General features: G+C 42.2%; 14 protein-coding genes. 9 read left to right on the top strand and 5 right to left on the bottom strand.

All coding sequences use genetic code 11. The features are described from left to right. Positions 1–7 precede the first annotated feature (7 nt). Entirely contained in the window at positions 8–547 is a 540-nt protein-coding gene (locus tag H6G74_RS08690; RefSeq protein WP_313888470.1) for a Uma2 family endonuclease, read from the top strand. On the opposite strand, the gene H6G74_RS08685 is transcribed toward H6G74_RS08690, so the two are convergent. Continuing rightward, entirely contained in the window at positions 548–1,396 is an 849-nt protein-coding gene (locus H6G74_RS08685; RefSeq protein WP_190967284.1) for a lysophospholipid acyltransferase family protein, read from the bottom strand. It lies immediately after the preceding gene. Positions 1,397–1,595: 199 nt separating this feature from the next. Here H6G74_RS08685 and H6G74_RS08680 point away from each other — a divergent pair, with 199 nt between their 5' ends. From H6G74_RS08680 to H6G74_RS08660, 5 genes are all read left to right on the top strand, one after another. Then, positions 1,596–2,684 carry a D-alanine--D-alanine ligase family protein gene (locus tag H6G74_RS08680; RefSeq protein ID WP_190967283.1) on the top strand — a complete coding sequence of 363 codons (1,089 nt, stop codon included), beginning with the start codon at positions 1,596–1,598 and terminating at the stop codon, positions 2,682–2,684. A gap of 170 nt (positions 2,685–2,854) precedes the next feature. Beyond that, positions 2,855–3,460, top strand: a complete 606-nt coding sequence (locus H6G74_RS08675; protein ID WP_190967282.1) for a hypothetical protein — start codon at positions 2,855–2,857, stop codon at positions 3,458–3,460. Between the two features lie 199 nt (positions 3,461–3,659). Continuing rightward, positions 3,660–4,136: a hypothetical protein gene (locus H6G74_RS08670; protein ID WP_190967341.1), complete on the top strand. Its 477-nt coding sequence runs from the start codon at positions 3,660–3,662 to the stop codon at positions 4,134–4,136. A gap of 169 nt (positions 4,137–4,305) precedes the next feature. Next, positions 4,306–4,650 carry a hypothetical protein gene (locus H6G74_RS08665; RefSeq protein ID WP_190967281.1) on the top strand — a complete coding sequence of 115 codons (345 nt, stop codon included), beginning with the start codon at positions 4,306–4,308 and terminating at the stop codon, positions 4,648–4,650. A 79-nt stretch (positions 4,651–4,729) separates the two neighbouring features. Beyond that, on the top strand, positions 4,730–7,936 hold the full coding sequence (locus tag H6G74_RS08660) for a HEAT repeat domain-containing protein (protein ID WP_190967280.1): 3,207 nt from the start codon (positions 4,730–4,732) through the stop codon (positions 7,934–7,936). Between the two features lie 154 nt (positions 7,937–8,090). On the opposite strand, the gene H6G74_RS08655 is transcribed toward H6G74_RS08660, so the two are convergent. Then, positions 8,091–9,548, bottom strand: a complete 1,458-nt coding sequence (locus tag H6G74_RS08655) for a glycoside hydrolase family 13 protein (RefSeq protein WP_190967279.1) — start codon at positions 9,546–9,548, stop codon at positions 8,091–8,093. Positions 9,549–9,777: 229 nt separating this feature from the next. Here H6G74_RS08655 and H6G74_RS08650 point away from each other — a divergent pair, with 229 nt between their 5' ends. Next, on the top strand, positions 9,778–11,331 hold the full coding sequence (locus H6G74_RS08650) for a cation:proton antiporter (protein WP_190967278.1): 1,554 nt from the start codon (positions 9,778–9,780) through the stop codon (positions 11,329–11,331). A 118-nt stretch (positions 11,332–11,449) separates the two neighbouring features. On the opposite strand, the gene H6G74_RS08645 is transcribed toward H6G74_RS08650, so the two are convergent. From H6G74_RS08645 to H6G74_RS08635, 3 genes are all read right to left on the bottom strand, one after another. Further along, positions 11,450–11,989, bottom strand: a complete 540-nt coding sequence (locus H6G74_RS08645) for a DUF3124 domain-containing protein (RefSeq protein ID WP_190967277.1) — start codon at positions 11,987–11,989, stop codon at positions 11,450–11,452. Between the two features lie 5 nt (positions 11,990–11,994). Beyond that, positions 11,995–12,672: a potassium channel family protein gene (locus H6G74_RS08640; RefSeq protein ID WP_190967276.1), complete on the bottom strand. Its 678-nt coding sequence runs from the start codon at positions 12,670–12,672 to the stop codon at positions 11,995–11,997. A 277-nt stretch (positions 12,673–12,949) separates the two neighbouring features. Next, on the bottom strand, positions 12,950–13,474 hold the full coding sequence (locus H6G74_RS08635; protein WP_190967275.1) for a hypothetical protein: 525 nt from the start codon (positions 13,472–13,474) through the stop codon (positions 12,950–12,952). 565 nt (positions 13,475–14,039) lie between these two features. On the opposite strand from H6G74_RS08635, the gene H6G74_RS08630 reads away from it, so the two are divergent. After that, positions 14,040–15,767, top strand: a complete 1,728-nt coding sequence (locus H6G74_RS08630; protein ID WP_190967274.1) for a S8 family peptidase — start codon at positions 14,040–14,042, stop codon at positions 15,765–15,767. A 119-nt stretch (positions 15,768–15,886) separates the two neighbouring features. Further along, entirely contained in the window at positions 15,887–16,183 is a 297-nt protein-coding gene (locus H6G74_RS08625) for a hypothetical protein (RefSeq protein ID WP_190967273.1), read from the top strand. Position 16,184 lies beyond the last annotated feature (1 nt).

Below are 16,184 nucleotides of genomic sequence, written 5' to 3'. Positions count from 1 at the left end.
CAAAGTTATGACGCTTGCAGAATTCCTCCAATTACCTGAAATTGAGGATTCTCCAGCGTGGGAGTACGTGGATGGAGTTGTCATGCAAAAGCCAATGCCAAAAACGCGACACTCTATCTTACAAAAACGGTTATTGATTGAAGTTGATAGTCATAGTGATGATTACACTGCACTACCAGAACTGCGATGTACTTTTGCGGGACGCTCTGTTGTACCAGATATTGCTGTCATTGCGTGGAATCGCATTCCTGTGAATGAACTAGGAGAACCAGAGGATAATTTTACACAAGCGCCTGATTGGACAATTGAAATTCTTTCGCCTGAGCAGAAAGTCACCCGTGTGATTGACAATATTCTGCACTGTCTCAAGCATGGTTGTCAGCTTGGCTGGATGCTTGATCCCGATGATTATTCTGTGTTGGTTTTTGCACCAGGGAAAGAGTTGGAAGTTTGCCGAGGCGATCGCATTCTGCCTATACTAGCGGGTGTGAATCTCACACTCACAGCAGCACAAATTTTTGCGTGGTTGCAACTAGGTAAACGTTAATCAAGATTTTTCAGTGAGCAAGACTAACTGATCTAACTGATACTGCATTTTACTCACAACTAATTCGTAGCATTCATCAACGTAACTGCGATCGCTTGCTGCTCCTCTACCATAACGTTCAAAGATAATCGGCGGACAAATTTGTGTATGAATAGATACCGGAAACGGAATATTCGGCAGTGGGCCAATTGCTAATCCCCAAGGCCAGCCCAAGTAAATAGGAAACACCACCGGATCAATATTCAATAACCAAGGCATTCCCCATTCATGAAATTGGTTGAGAATTTTATATATATCTGCCAACACAATCAAGGTGTCATGCGCTCCCGTAGAAATCACTGGTACAATCGGTACATTTTCTCGCAGTGCCAGTTTAATAAATCCCTGTCTGCCTGCAAAATAAATTTTATTTCTTAAATAATGGGGTCGAAACACATCCTCTGCGCCACCAGGATAAACCAGCACACTTGCACCAGAACGCAAAGCTGAGTATGCCATTTTAGGATGAGCCATAATTGCTCCCATTTTGGCAGCTAGTTGCGCTAAAGGTGGTGTAACCTCCCACACTCTTGGGTGCATTAAGCCATATACTGGTTGTTCTACACCAAAACGCTGGAACCAGTCGTACATCATCATCAACATATCGGGGGCTGAGAGTCCGCCGTTATGAGAACCGACAAACAGGACTTTTTGCTGTGGTGAGATGTGATGCCACCCGCTTGTTTGCACCCGAAAATAGTAACGATAGAAAAAGCCCAATAAAGGCATCATCGATTTGATGAACTGCGGATCTCGCTCATCCAAAGACCAACCGAGTTTTTTTTCCAAGTTATGTCGCTTTTGTAACATCCAAAAATCTTAACAGTATTTATAAAAGTCTGACTACGGCCTTTGACTAGGCTGTTTGGGGTTGTAAAACAAACATACCTAAATATGGGGTGATTTTAGCTCATCCATAGTGACAGAAAATTTATTAGTCAAAGGAAAATATAGCAACTTCGACAGGGTGTGATACGCTATCTGCGATAGGAGTGTAGAGGTACAGAACATGACTAAGCTCAGGGTGGGATTGTTATTTGGCGGACGTTCTGGCGAACATGAAGTGTCGATTAGTTCAGCAAGAGCGATCGCTAAAGCCTTAAATGCAGAACAAAATGCTAATAAGTACGAAATCCTGCCTTTCTACATTCAAAAAGATGGACGTTGGTTAGCTGGGGACGCGCCACAACAAGTATTAGGTTCTGGTAAGCCTTTACTAGAATCGGAAAATTCCCTAAACTCTCAAACTCAAACCCTAGAACGTTGGCAATTTCCTTCCCAAGTTGCAGAAGTGGATGTGTGGTTTCCCATTCTCCACGGCCCCAACGGGGAAGACGGCACAATTCAAGGTTTGCTGACATTGATGCAAGTCCCCTTTGTGGGTTCTGGGGTGTTAGGTTCAGCACTGGGGATGGATAAAATTGCGATGAAAATGGCATTTGAGCAAGCCGGCTTACCCCAAGTTAAATATAAAGCCTTAACCAGAGCGCAAATTTGGTCAAATCCTTGCGTTTTCCCCAAACTCTGCGATGAAATAGAAGCCACATTGGGCTATCCTTGTTTTGTCAAACCTGCTAACTTGGGTTCATCGGTAGGTATTGCCAAAGTGCGATCGCGCTCAGAATTAGAAACGGCACTTGATCAAGCTGCTAGTTATGACCGCCGCATCATTGTAGAAGCCGGAGTCGTCGCCAGAGAAGTAGAATGTGCTGTATTAGGTAACGACCAACCCCAAGCCTCGGTTATTGGCGAAATTACCTTTGATAGCGATTTTTACGACTACGAAACTAAATACACCGAAGGTCGAGCCGATTTAGTCATTCCTGCATCACTTCCCGATAATATCAGCCGTCAAATTCAAGATATGGCATTACAAGCTTTTGCGGCGGTTGATGCAGCAGGGTTAGCCAGAGTAGATTTTTTCTATGTAGAAGCGACTGGGGAAATCTTAATCAACGAAATTAATACCTTACCAGGTTTTACTGCTACTAGTATGTATCCTCAACTTTGGTCTCATAGCGGCGTAGCTTTTCCCGAATTGGTAGATAGATTAATCCAACTAGCTTTAGAAAGACATTCGCCTGCAAGTGCTGAGTGAGTGAATCAGTTCGTCATTAGTGATTTGTCATTTTTTAAAGAAAAGATGAGATTTAGTGACTAATACTGAAGTCAAGAGCTAGTTTATGCCAAAATCTGGCTATGGATACTTGATAACTTACACCTTAAGTATAATCATGGGTCTGAACGGGTATACATCTCAAAGTGATCATGGAAAATCGTCAAAATTTCAACCATGAGCCAACCCAACTGATAGAACCCAATCTAGAATTACCTAAGACTAAATTGGGTTCCAAAGGTCGCTCAAACATGCTGATGGCTTTACTCACACAGCATCCACTGGTGTTGTTATGTGGAGTTTTTACAATGTTTGTGGGTACGGCGGCTGTGGCATTTTATAGCCTCAGTCATGTAGATCATACAAAACAAGCAGAATCAGAACCCATCCCAGTGATTGTAGAAGAGCCAATTACGATTGAACATAGCAATCCTCTACCTTTATGGATGGTAATGGCGATCGCGCTCAGTTGTGGTAGTGGTTGCTATCTAATTTTTCGCTTGTTTAACCCAAGCCAAGCTCAGAAACTTCCTAAATCTACCTCTAGCCGTCCCCAGGCTTTAAAACCAATTTCGCAAACATCCCGGAAGTTACCAGTATTTGCACCTTTGCAACCACTCAAAGTCAAAAGCAAAACCTTGGTTGAAGTTCTACCATCAGCACAGCAATACCGCCTCGGTAAAGGTAAAGAATCACTCGCAGACTTAATGGATATTCGCAAGGAAAATTCATTGTCAGCACTTTTACAAAAGCATTAATGTTGCCGTAATACAAAAACTTTTGAAATACAACTTTTAAACTAAGAAGGGTACAGCATTGCTGTACCCTTCTTAGCTTGCTATCAAAGTTTCTTCGTTTCATACTTCAGCTATTTTGTTATGGAGTATTGCTATGTTTTTTGATTGATCGCATTTACCAGTGGGAATCATAACAAAAATTCCCTACGGTAAAGATAAAATGGCCTACCAAAATATCACCGCCTCCCTTTCCCCAGAAGATATCCAAGAAATTAAAGCCGCCTTTGCAACCATTCAAGCAAAGTTGCCGTTTCTCGTCACCCTCAGCGTTGAAGAACGACGCAAGTTATTTAAAATGGGCGATAAAAGCCTCGCCTTTGTCAACAATAGCCTGACTGCTGCCCAGTCGAACCGCGACATCTTACCAGCCAGCTTTGATGTTGATGAATTTGTGCGAGATTATCAACTAGCCGTCACCCTCACCGAACTGTTAATTGGACTGCGACAACTCACAGAACAAGTAGATGATACTTTAATGGCAGTGGGTAGCGAAGCAATGGGTAGTAGTTTGACTGTTTATGATTACGTCAAAACTGCGGCTAAGAAAACACCAGGGTTAAAAACTGTTGCTGAACAATTAGGCGAACGGTTTAAAGCAATGAAAACTAAACCAGCCAAAGCTGCATCTAATTCATAAGTTGTAGTTCATCATACAAGATTAGATCCCCGACTTCTTAAAGAAAGTGTAGGTTGGGTGGAGGAACGAAACCCAACATTTGCAAGACATTGTTGGGTTTCGCTGTCGCTTCACCCAACCTACTTTTTTCTACTTTTTTCGCGGATGAGTCTTTGAGACTGGCGCGAGAGTGTTTAATACTCGTGAGCGAGTCTTTGAGACTGGCGTGAGAGTGTTTGATACTCGTGAGCGAGTCTTTGATACTCATGCGAGAGTCTTTGAGACTGGCGCGAGAGTGTTTAATACTCGTGAGCGAGTCTTTGAGACTGGCGCGAGAGTCTTTGATACTCGTGGACGAGTGTTTAATACTGGCGCGAGAGTCTTTGATACTGGCACGAGAGAATTTGATACTTGTGGACGAGTGTTTAATACTGGCGCGAGAGTCTTTGATACTCGTGGACGAGTGTTTAATACTGATGAAGGCTTAGATCCCCGACTTCTTCAAGAAGTCGGGGATCTAGTTGTTCACAAATGATTTAGAAATGCTTTAGAACTCTTGGCAAGACTGATATTATACCGATAGCCGCGTGTAATCTGCTGCCTTGCCCCAAATTATGCTCACTACACCCCGCCACGCTCAGAAGCTTTCCCTGTTTTTCCTATTCTGCTTCACCTTACTGTTAACTCTCTTCCTCACCCTGCCTTGGGTAAACGCTAAAGAAACCCTCAAACCCAAGCCAGAAGCATGGCAGATTAACGGGATAGTCGCCGCCCTTGATGATGGACATGAGCAAGTTAAGAAACTGGCTTTTGATAAATTAGCAGAATATGAGGAACAAGATTTAAAAACAATACTTAAGAAACAGGCGGAAATTGCTCAAAAAGCCTCTAATATTCTCAAGGATGAAAAAGTTAATTCAGATGTTCGTGGCAGTGCTGCAAAAGCATTAAGCAAGTTAGGAAAGGTGGCAATTACCTACATCCCTGACATTGCCAAAATCATCAAAAATGAAAAAGAAGACCCTTCTGTTCGTAGTAGTGCAGCAGAGGCATTAAGTAACTTGGGGCAGGTAGCAATGAACTATATCCCTGATATTGCCAAAATCATCAAAAATGAAAAGGAAGATTCATCTGTTCGCAGTAGTACGGCAGAGGCATTAGTCAATCTGGGTCAGGCAGGAATTAACTACATCCCTGACCTCCTTAATATTCTTAAAGATGAAAAAGAAGACCCTTTTGTTCGTGGCCGTGTAGCAGTTGCATTAACCAAGTTTGAAAAAACAGCAGTTAACTACATTCCTGACATCCTCAATTTCCTCAAAGAGGAAAAAGTATCCCTATATATTCGTCGCTGGGCAGCAATAGCGTTAGGTAATCTAGGGCAGGCAGGAGCTAAATACATCCCTGACATTTTCAACATCCTCAAAGATGAAAAAGAAGATCCGTATGTTCGTGGCGGAGTAGCATCAGCGTTAGGTAATTTGAAGCAGGATTCAACTAACTATATCCCCGACTTGGCTAACATCCTCGAAGATGAAAAGATAGACAAATATGTTCGTGGCAGAGTAGCAGCAGCATTGGGGAACCTAGGGCAAGCGGCAGGCAACTACATCCCTGACATTGTTAAAATCCTTAAAGATGAACAGCTTCCTTCAGATGTTCGTGAAGGTGCGGTAGAAGCATTGGGGAACCTGGGACAGTCTGTTGATAATTACGTTCCTGAAATCGCTGACATTCTCAAAAATGAAAAGCTTCCCTTTAATTTACGTAGCAGTGCAGTAGAAGCATTAGGCCATTTAGGGCAGGAAGCAACTAACTACATTCCTGACATCCTCAATTTTCTTAAGAATGAAAGGATACTTTCATATATTCGTAGCGATGCGGCAGAGGCATTAGCAAACCTGGGTCAACCAGCAGCTAATTACATTCCTGACATCCTTAACTTCATCAAGAATGAAAAGGTAGACCCATCGGTTCGTGGCAGTGTAGCAGTTGCATTAGGAAAGATTAGAAAATTGGAGTTAAATCAGGTTCTCGTAATTTTAAATAATTGTTATGAACTTGGTTCTTCAGAATATTTCAATTTGCGTTTTTTAACCTATTTCCTGAGTGGTGGCGATGATAAAGTAAAAACTTTGCTGCAATGGCTTGGCTCTCCTCAAGTCATTCCTGAAATAAGCACGCACGATGAAGGTGTTAAAATTCTCAACTTATTTCTGGAAGTTTGGAATAAAGGTCAAGGACTAGAAAGTTTACGCAACGACTTAGCCAAACAAATTTCCGAAGTTGCCGCGAATAAAGGCGTGACTTGGAAATTACAAGATATTAGTTTACTGCAAAGCCATTACAACAACCTTAAACAAGTCAACTCCACCCATGCTAATGCGGTACAGTCAGCAATAGATCAACTGGAGGTGTGGCGGTGGTTTGTCCGCAGCAGAAACACCATCCTCACTCATGCCGCCTTCTGGCTTGCCCTCATCTTCGCCTACCCCAAATTCCCCCAAATCCAAGCCATTTTCTTCTGGAACCCTTGGGTACGCCGCATCTTAGGTGTGGGTTACGTCGGCTTTCTTCTCACCTGGGTTCCCTTTTTCCGCCGCAAGTTATTTGAACCCTTCAAGCCTTCCCTCCTCGCCGATGCTGGGTTAGATAACTTTCAAGAGCAATCATACTTCCCTCAATCTCAAGTCAAAGTCCCGTCCGGCGACATATTCCCTGTTACCTCTGCCCTCCCCAGCATCAAGGGGCAGGTTATCTTACAAGGTGATTCCGGCTTAGGCAAGTCGATGTTTCTCCGCCATCTGCTGACAAATTCCCAGCGCATTGTTGTTTATCTCCCCGCCCAAAAATGTCATAAAGGCGTAATTGAAGCCATTCAAGACAAGCTGCACGGGCAAGCCCAAGATGCGGACTTCCTGAAAAACCTGATTTACAGTGGTGCAATTGACATCTGCATCGACGGACTCAACGAAGTTACCGCCGAAACACGCGCGAAAATCTGCCAGTTTGTCGAAAGCTATTTCCGGGGCAACATTATTATGACTACCCAGCCCCTAGAATGGACACCACCCTCCACCGCCAAAACCTATTACTTGCAACCCCTGGAACAAACCCAAATTCAAGAGTTTCTTCTTTCCCGTCAGCCGCGACTCCCCAAAGATGCCACAGTCCAAGGTCAAGATTACGAAATAGCTTGCATTAATTACCTACAAGAAGTCCTCACCACCCAGCAACCCCAAGAAGAATTAAACGCCGCCCGCCGCATTCTCTCCAACCCAATGGATTTAACAGTAGTGGCGTTGATGTTATCCCAAGGCAAACATCCCAACTTATTCCGCCTGCAAGAACAGCAATATAATTTGATGGCAGCAGAATACGAGAAAGAATGGAATCAAGAATTTCCTTTGAAGAAATTCGCCGCCGCCGTCTACGAAATGCGGATGCAAGATAAACAAGCCTTACCCGCCGATGAATTTTTCCAAGTTGTGAAATCTTTAGAAGACGAGAAATATAAAATGGTCGTCAGCCGTCAATGGCAAGATGAAAAAGGGGAAGCCAAGCAAGAATGGTATTTCCGCCACGATAAAATCATGGACTTTTTCTTAGTACAGAACTTCCTGGGCAACAGCGATGAAGCAGAAGCATTATTAGTAGATAGAATGGGCGATCCCCGTTTTCGTGGTGTGTACTTTTTGTTAGCCACCTTGTTACCGTTAGATGCAGCGAAAGAACTGCGGGAGAAGTTGATTCAATACGCGGCGGATACTAAAGACAATACGGTGAGTAATACTTTTGTGCAGTTGTTACGGACTAGGTAAACATATAAGCTATTCAGCACCTAATTTGCAGTGTAGACCGCAGGGGAGCAGAGGAGAGAATTTTGACCTCACCCCTCTCCTACGAGGCTACAGTGTACACCGTAGCCTCGTAGGAGAAGTTGGGAGGGAGAGGTCTGTCAAATTCACGTTATATTTAAGCCAAAATGCAACCTTGGCGGGGAGAAACTGTGAGACAAAGTTGTTTTGTTTCTCCTGTGTTATTCCACTCAAATTCTGCATAGCCAAATAGCAGCTTGCTGGGTTGAGTTTGCAAACTAGCAATATCTATGTTGGCTTTGACTGATGCTGTACCAGTATTCACAGCAATGATTAATTCTTCTGTGTCTAATGTGCGGGCAAAAACGTATAGTGTTCCTTGGGCGTAGAGAACTTGATAGTCGCCTGTACGCAAAGCTGGGTAAGTATGGCGAATTTCTATTAATTGGCGGTGAGTTTGCAGAATTTCTTGATCCCAATTCGCTTCTAAAGGAAAGCCGCGTCGAGAGTCGGGATCGATCGCACCCGGTAAACCCACTTCATCACCATAATATATACTGGGCGCACCAGGAAAGGTGAGTAACAGTAAAGTTGATAACTCTATACTGGCTTTATCGCCACCAGCAATAGTCATTAAACGTGCAGTATCGTGACTAGCTAGTAAGTTGAGTTGCGTTAGCTGAATTTCCCAAGGGTATAGTTGCAATAGTTCTTGGATTTTAGTGGCGTATTCCGCCGCAAATAAAGGTGGATAAGGTTGATAATCGCGGCTTTGGACTTGTTCTAAGACTACGCGATCGCCTGCGGTAAAAGCAATTGTCGGCCCAGCAAATAAATAATTCATCACGCCGTCAAATTGCGTTCCATCTAACCACTGACTGGAATCTCCCCACACTTCCCCCACAATATAAGCTTCGGGGTTAATAGCTTTGACTCGCTCTCGAAATTCTTGCCAAAAACCAGGAGTTTTAATTTCAAACGGTACATCCAACCGCCAGCCATCAATGCCAAATTTAATCCAATATTCGGCAATCTCCATAATATATTCCCGAACCTCTGGATTGTCATGGTTAAACACTGGCAAAGCCCGATTATCTGCCCAACCCTCATAATTAGCCGGAAAATCACCATTATAAGCAGAAAGCGGCCAGCCGTGAATTTTAAACCAGTTCACCCAAGGCGAATAAGGTCCATTTTCTAAAACATCATGGAAAAAGAAAAACCCACGACTGGAATGATTAAACACCCCATCCAAAACCACTTTTATATTCCGTTGATGGGCAGCCTCTAGCAATTCTTTAAAGGCTTCATTTCCTCCCAACAAGGGATCAACTTGATAATAATCATGGGTATGGTAACGGTGATTACTCGCAGATTGAAAAATCGGCGTGAAATAAATCGCGTTAATTCCTAAACCTTGGATGTAGTCCAACCCTTCTAGAATGCCCCACAAATCACCGCCCTTATAACCTTGTAATGTTGGCATTGCTTCCCAGTCTTCCCAACGGGCTTCGTGTAACAATCGTTTACGCGGCTGTTTACTTCGGGCAAAGCGGTCTGGAAAGATTTGGTAGAATACAGCGTGCTTAACCCAGTCTGGTGTTTGAATTTGCATAGGTAATTATTTCTACTTTCAGGAGAGATTGTGACAAATATTTCTCCATTTATGACTCTCACCTATGATGGAAAAATACCAAAGATTTTAATTGTTAATTTTAGATTTGAAATTTTTTTAGATTGCTGGAGATAAGAGGATTCAATTTAATATCTAAAGTTAGTTGACAGTGGTATTATCTTTTTGCAACTTTTCTCTATGACATTTAAATAAATTTTTCGTATTCACAGTGAATGTTACTGAATTAGTTAAAATTTCCATTATTCTCTTACTAGTTGCCACTGGTGTAGCTTTAGTATCCCGTCGATTGCGCGTTCCTTATGTCACGGGTTTGGTGTTGGCGGGGTTGCCCATAACCGAATTATTATCCTACCGCATTGGTTTAGACCCTGCCTTGGTTTTGAATTTGTTTTTGCCAATTCTGATTTTTGAAGCTGGGATCAATACAGATGTTAGTCGTTTACGCAGCACATTTAAACCAATTGCCCTGTTAGCTTTACCTGGGGCTGTCATTTCTAGTGGAATTATTGCATTAGTACTCAAACTAGGGCTGGGATTAGCTTGGATACCAGCTTTACTTGTCGGTGTGATTCTGGCAAACACAGACACCGTTTCAATGATTGCGGTGTTTAAGGAAATACCCGTACCTTCTCGACTGTCTACAATTGTTGAAGGCGAAACTTTATTCAACGATGCGGCGGCGTTAGTCTCATTTAACCTGATTTCGCAAGTATATTCCACAGGTTCAATCACATTATTAGAAGGAATCCAACAACTGCTATTTATTTCTTTGGGTGGTTGCGTTGTTGGTTTAGTATTAGGCTATTTGAGCATACCTGTATTCGCTCGTTTAGATGATCCTCTGAGTAGTCTGTTACTGACGGTTGCAATTGCATTAGGCACTTTTCAGGTGGGGCAATTTCTCGGCGTGTCTGGTGCTGTGGCGGTGGTTGTCGCGGGCTTAATTTTCGGGAATCTAGGACTTTCGCGCAACACTTCGGCTTCCAGTCGTATCACTTTGTTGAGTTTTTGGGAATATGCCAGTTTTACGGTGAATACGTTTATTTTTCTGTTGATTGGTTTAGAAATCAACTTAGTCACCTTCTGGAAAACTTTACCTGCTGTTTTACTGGCAGTTTTAGCTTATCAAGCAGGGCGAATATTAACAGTTTATCCACTACTGGCGATCGTTCGTTGGTTCGATCGCCCGATTCCTCTGCGTTGGCAACATTTACTATTTTTAGGCAACATCAAAGGTTCGCTTTCAATGGCTTTGGCTTTGAGTTTACCTATTGGTTTGCCGGGTAGAGATGTTTTAATAGCTTTAGTTTTTGGTAGTGTGCTGGTGTCCTTAGTCGGACAAGGTTTAAGCTTGCCTTGGCTAGTCAAACGCTTAAAATTATCGAAATTCTCCGCAACTCAGCAGCAAGTTGAAGAATTACAAGCCCAACTGATGACAGGGAAAGCTGCCCAGGATGAATTAGATAGTTTGCTCAAGTCTGGGGTATTACCCAAATCAGTTTACGAGGAAATGCGATCGGCTTATCAAGTCAGGGTGGCTGGTGCGGAAAAATCTTTGAGAGATTTGTACAATCGCCGTGTTGATAATTCAGATGCTAAAAATCATGATTTAAGCAAATTAGATGCTATTCGTCGTCGTTTATTATTAGCCGAAAAGGGCGTTCTGAATGAAGCACTACGCAAGCGCATTCTTTCAGAAGAAATTGTGCAGGTGCGGATACAATCTATTGATGAACAATTGCTGCAACTTGATGATGATTAAATAGGGTAGAAGGCAGGAGGCAGAAGAATTTTAGATTTTAGATTGCTGATTTTAGATTGAAAGATTGTCCTAATATAATCCAAAATTTAAAATCAAAAATTGATTTACTCATCACTCATCACTTTTGATTTTTGATAACTTTTCCCGGACTAATAAAAGAAATTCCTTGCTGAAAGTCTGTACCAATCATCACTGCTTCAACTATTGGCTCAGATATTTTTGTTGATGATACCCATTCAACAATAAAATTTGCCCCGACACCGCCCCGGCTATCATTGCGATTTACAAAAAATTCGGTGGAAGCCAAGGCATCTAGTTGAATTGGCTTTTCTAAATATGGCTCAATTAATTTACCAGTGGAATCATAATAGCGCACAGAAGTAATAATTATAGGATTAGCCAAATCTGTATTCCGAATACTGAGTGTAGCTGCCAAATTAAAGATTTCTTGGCGATTATGATGATAAATTTCGGAATAGATGGGAACATAAATAGTCTGACCCATTGCTATTTTAAAATTCGGATCTAAATTCACTATTTTGTATGTCTGATTAGTTGGCGTTGGTTTAGGTTGTGAATTTAGGGAATTTTCTGATGCTTGACAAGCAGATAGGAAAATAATTGCGATCGCTAAAATAATCTGTAAATAAAATTTCATGAAAATTACTGACAACCTTCGATAAAATCAATGACTTGATGTAAAGAACCTGGCTTAGTCACAATCAACACAGTCGAGCCTGCTTCGAGGACTGTACTACCATTTGGAATCATCAAATCTTCGTGGGGGTGAGGTTGATAGCCAATGATGAGAGAGCCACTAGGAAAGCGAGAATCTTGAGCAATTTCGGCAAGACTGCGATTCACTACATAACAATTATTAGGAATCGCTAGTTTTAACACTTCAATCTGTCCCTGCTCAAAGTGCATCATTGATTCTACTTGGGGATATTCAATGGCATTTACCATTGTGGACACTGATAGTTCAACGGTGCTGATAACATGGTTTGCACCTGCCAAACGTAGCGGTTCCGCAAAATCACCATGACGTAGCCGACTCAAAATATGCGGTACACCATAATGTTTAGCCAAAGTCACCATCGCCAAATTCAAAGCATCACTTCTCAGGACTGCTACTAAAGCATCGGCTTTGCGAATTCCTGCTTCTAACAACACTTCTGTACTGACAGCACTGCCTTCAAACGCCATTGCACCTACTTGTTCACGGGCATAACGGCAAGCATTCGGCTCAATATCAATGACAGCAACAGTATGCCCTAGTTCTACTAATTTTTGAGCCAAAGAAAGCCCTACTAATCCTGCTCCACCCACTAGCACGTACATGGCTACTCCTGATACTCAAAAACTCTCTACTTTACAGATTAGCAAGAAAGAGAAGAAGAGCTTGTTAGGTATTTTTGATCTGCAAACATCCCAACTGGTTTGAGAGTGCTGAGTGCTGAATGAACATACTAGTACAGGTCGGCGTAAATAAACAGACTATCTGGAATTGCTACAAGGTATGTTGTATCGTTATTCCTTCTTTTTCCTTTTGCCTTTTTACTTTTGCCTTATTGTACTAGTTACTCTTTCATACTTGGTTCGCCCTACTTAAACTTTTTCAATTCTCTGGCACATCAACCACACGCCACTCCTGAATACCCCAACGTTGCAGAATTGCTTCAGCACGACGAATCTCTGCTTCTGTGCTTTCAATTGTGACCAAATAATTGCCTTGATATACTTGTTCATGATAAAGTTGCGCTGCTTCTTCCGGCAAAAACCAACCCCGCAGCGCACCAATAATTCCACCTGCGGCTGCACTAGCACCACTACCTAAAAGTGTGGCGAAAGCAGACTCAACAGCTAAGGCTGGGCCAAACCCAGGAATGAGTAAAATCCCAAAACCTGCAACCAAGGTCAATAAACCTGCTGTTCTGGCACTTGCTAATGCACCTATAGTTGCACCTTCAGATTGAGTCAGATAATTTTGCGGTGTATTATGATCCTCCAGTTCAGGCTTGCGAGTAATGACAGAAATTTTATTCATCGAAAAGCCAGTATTTCTTAACTCGTCGATCGCTTGTAGTACAATTTGGCGATCGCTAAATATACCAATAGTATGTTGCCATTTACCTGAAGCCATTTTGCCTCCCCAAAATCTTGATGAATCTTCAAGGCTTTTATCTTTGCTGGGTTTGTTTTTAGTCTTACCAACAAATATGACCAAAAAATGACTATCTACAGACGTGGTTGATGGGAGTAAATTTTGACTTCAATTACTAATTTATCCCAACTTATTAGCTTTAAAAATCTTGATATTTCTTGATAAATTTTACGATTTTTCGTAATTCAACCTAGACTCTAGCAATCAACCGCAACAAAATAAAATTCAATAAAAAGATTAAAATTATAAATTTTTCCGTAATCACGATATTAGGTGATGTATGAATGAAAAGAATTGTGGAAAAACGTCTAATTTAGATGCTGTTCACTGATGAAACCAGATAATCATCCCTAGGATTTTTCTTGACATCAGAGTATTTCAGCAGTTACAACAACTCAAACAAGGAAACAAATAATTCATAAAAATCAGCGAGAAAAAAATTTTTTAGCCTTAAGATTTATGAGTTATTCACACATTCTCAAGCTATTTATTCACTAGTATATGGTGAATTTTATTACTGAATTGAATAGAGGTTGAAGCCAAAATGAGACACGAAAAACTTTCTCCTGGGTTGCTGTTGGCAGTTGAAGATTATCAACACGAGGGTTTGCCAGCTTTGATGACACACAAGCGATCGCTTGGTATTATGGCACCCAAAAGTATTGTCAAACCGACCAAGAGTCTAGTTTTTATCTACTGTGATGATGATGCAGATTTAAGCCATTTGGCACAATATGGCATAGAAGTTAATCAAAATTCCGGCCATGTGCGTACTGCTTTCCTGCCCATTGATAGTTTAGATGCTTTATCTGAAGAACCTGCCATCCAGCGAATTAAACCATCACGCAAACTCAAGCTAAGGATGGATGTTGCACCCCAAGCCGTAAAGTTACCAGAATTTAAAAATAAAACTGGGCTAACTGGCAAAGGCGTAATTATTGGTGTAATTGACAGTGGTATTGATGCCAAACATCCTGCCTTTGCTGGGCGAATTTTACGGTTATGGGATCAAACCATACCAGGGCCAGGCGTGAAAGAAGGCGCTTATGGTGCGGAACTCACCGATGCTCTACTATCTGTTTCTCAAGATACTGACGGTCATGGTACACACGTCGCAGGTATCGCGTCTGGTGCTGATGTTACTTATGGTGGTGTCGCACCAGACGCAGAATTAATTATTATCAAATCTGACCTCCAAGATGCCCACATTGCTGATGCTGTTCGTTACGTATTTCGGGTAGCGGCTGAATTAGGCAGACCCGCAGTCGTAAATCTCAGCTTGGGTGGACATGCTGATGCCCATGATGGTACTGACTCCCTCTCGAAAGTCATTGACGCAGAAACTGGCCCTGGCAGAATTGTTTGCTGTGCAGCTGGGAACGAAGGTAACGACAATATTCATGGTCAAGCCATCATCCCCAGTGGTCGAATCAAAGGAATGCGCTTTAATGTACCCTTCAATCAAGTAGGCATTGTTTGGTTAAATGCTTGGTATGACAAAGACAGCGAATTAGAAGTTTCCCTACGCAGTCCTAACGGGTTTGTTACTCCCTTCCAAAAAATTATTGCTCAAGGCAATCCCGCAGTAGATCATCAACTGCCTGACGCACGGGTACAAATTGTCACGCCCGGCCCAGATCAAGCCAACGGCGACCATAATTTCTTTGTGCAGATTCGGGGTAACGGCCCCTCGCCAGTCATGGGAGGTATTTGGCAGTTACGAGTCCGCAATACATCTTCTCAGGATACTCGCCTAGATGTATGGACACTAGATGATACTTCTTCCGTATTCTTTACAGGTACTAGTGTCAAAGATGCTGTAAAAATTGGTTCACCAGGAGCTGCCAGCACTGCCGTGACAGTTGCGGCTTACACTACCAAAGTGAAGTATACCGATATTGATAACCAAGTACGCGAAGTGGGTTTAGAACTCAACAGTATTTCTGATTTCAGTAGTGAAGGGCCATTACGCAATGATGCTCAAAAACCGGATGTTGCTGCGCCTGGAGCGATGATTGTGGCTGCACTTTCTTCTAATGCGAATTCTGACCGTTCGATGACAGTTAATTCTAAATTTTTGGCGATGGCTGGTACTAGTATGGCCACACCTTTTGTTACCGGGTTAGTAGCGTTATTATTACAGCGCGATCGCAATTTAGACCCCAACACCATCAAAGAGTTATTCCGCCAAAATAGCTCAATTCCTGGCAAATCAGCCGGAACCTTTGATAATAAATGGGGTTACGGGTTAATTAATACCGAGAATCTGTAAGAAGACGTATAGATTTGTGTATTACGTCTGTATAAGGGTAGGTAATCAAAAACTAAAAATTTGATAGGTTAATCTTAGGACAGTTTGCAACTGCCTACCCTTTTACTCAGGAAACACTTATGAACTATCAGAAGCTAGGTGCGGCATTGGCAATGGCACTTAATGATGTTCAAGACTCAACCACACCGAGTTTAACTGTATTTATTCATACAGAACAAATTACAGATGCAGCGATCGCAGTTTTACAAAGTGTCGGCGTGAGCGATGTAACTCCAGACAAAGATACCTTCACAGCGACATTATCTGCAAATGCCATTTCCCAACTTTCAGAACAACCGTGGGTGAAATCTTTGCAACTTTCCCAACAATTGCGTTTGCTGAATAGCGGGAAAAGAATGCAGGGGTTCAAAATGTGAA

This window comes from Nostoc spongiaeforme FACHB-130, assembly GCF_014698475.1.
GTDB classification, from domain to species: Bacteria; Cyanobacteriota; Cyanobacteriia; order Cyanobacteriales; family Nostocaceae; genus Nostoc_B; species Nostoc_B spongiaeforme.
Note: the sequence above shows the minus strand (reverse complement) of the source record. Positions and strands in the feature narration are given on the sequence as shown.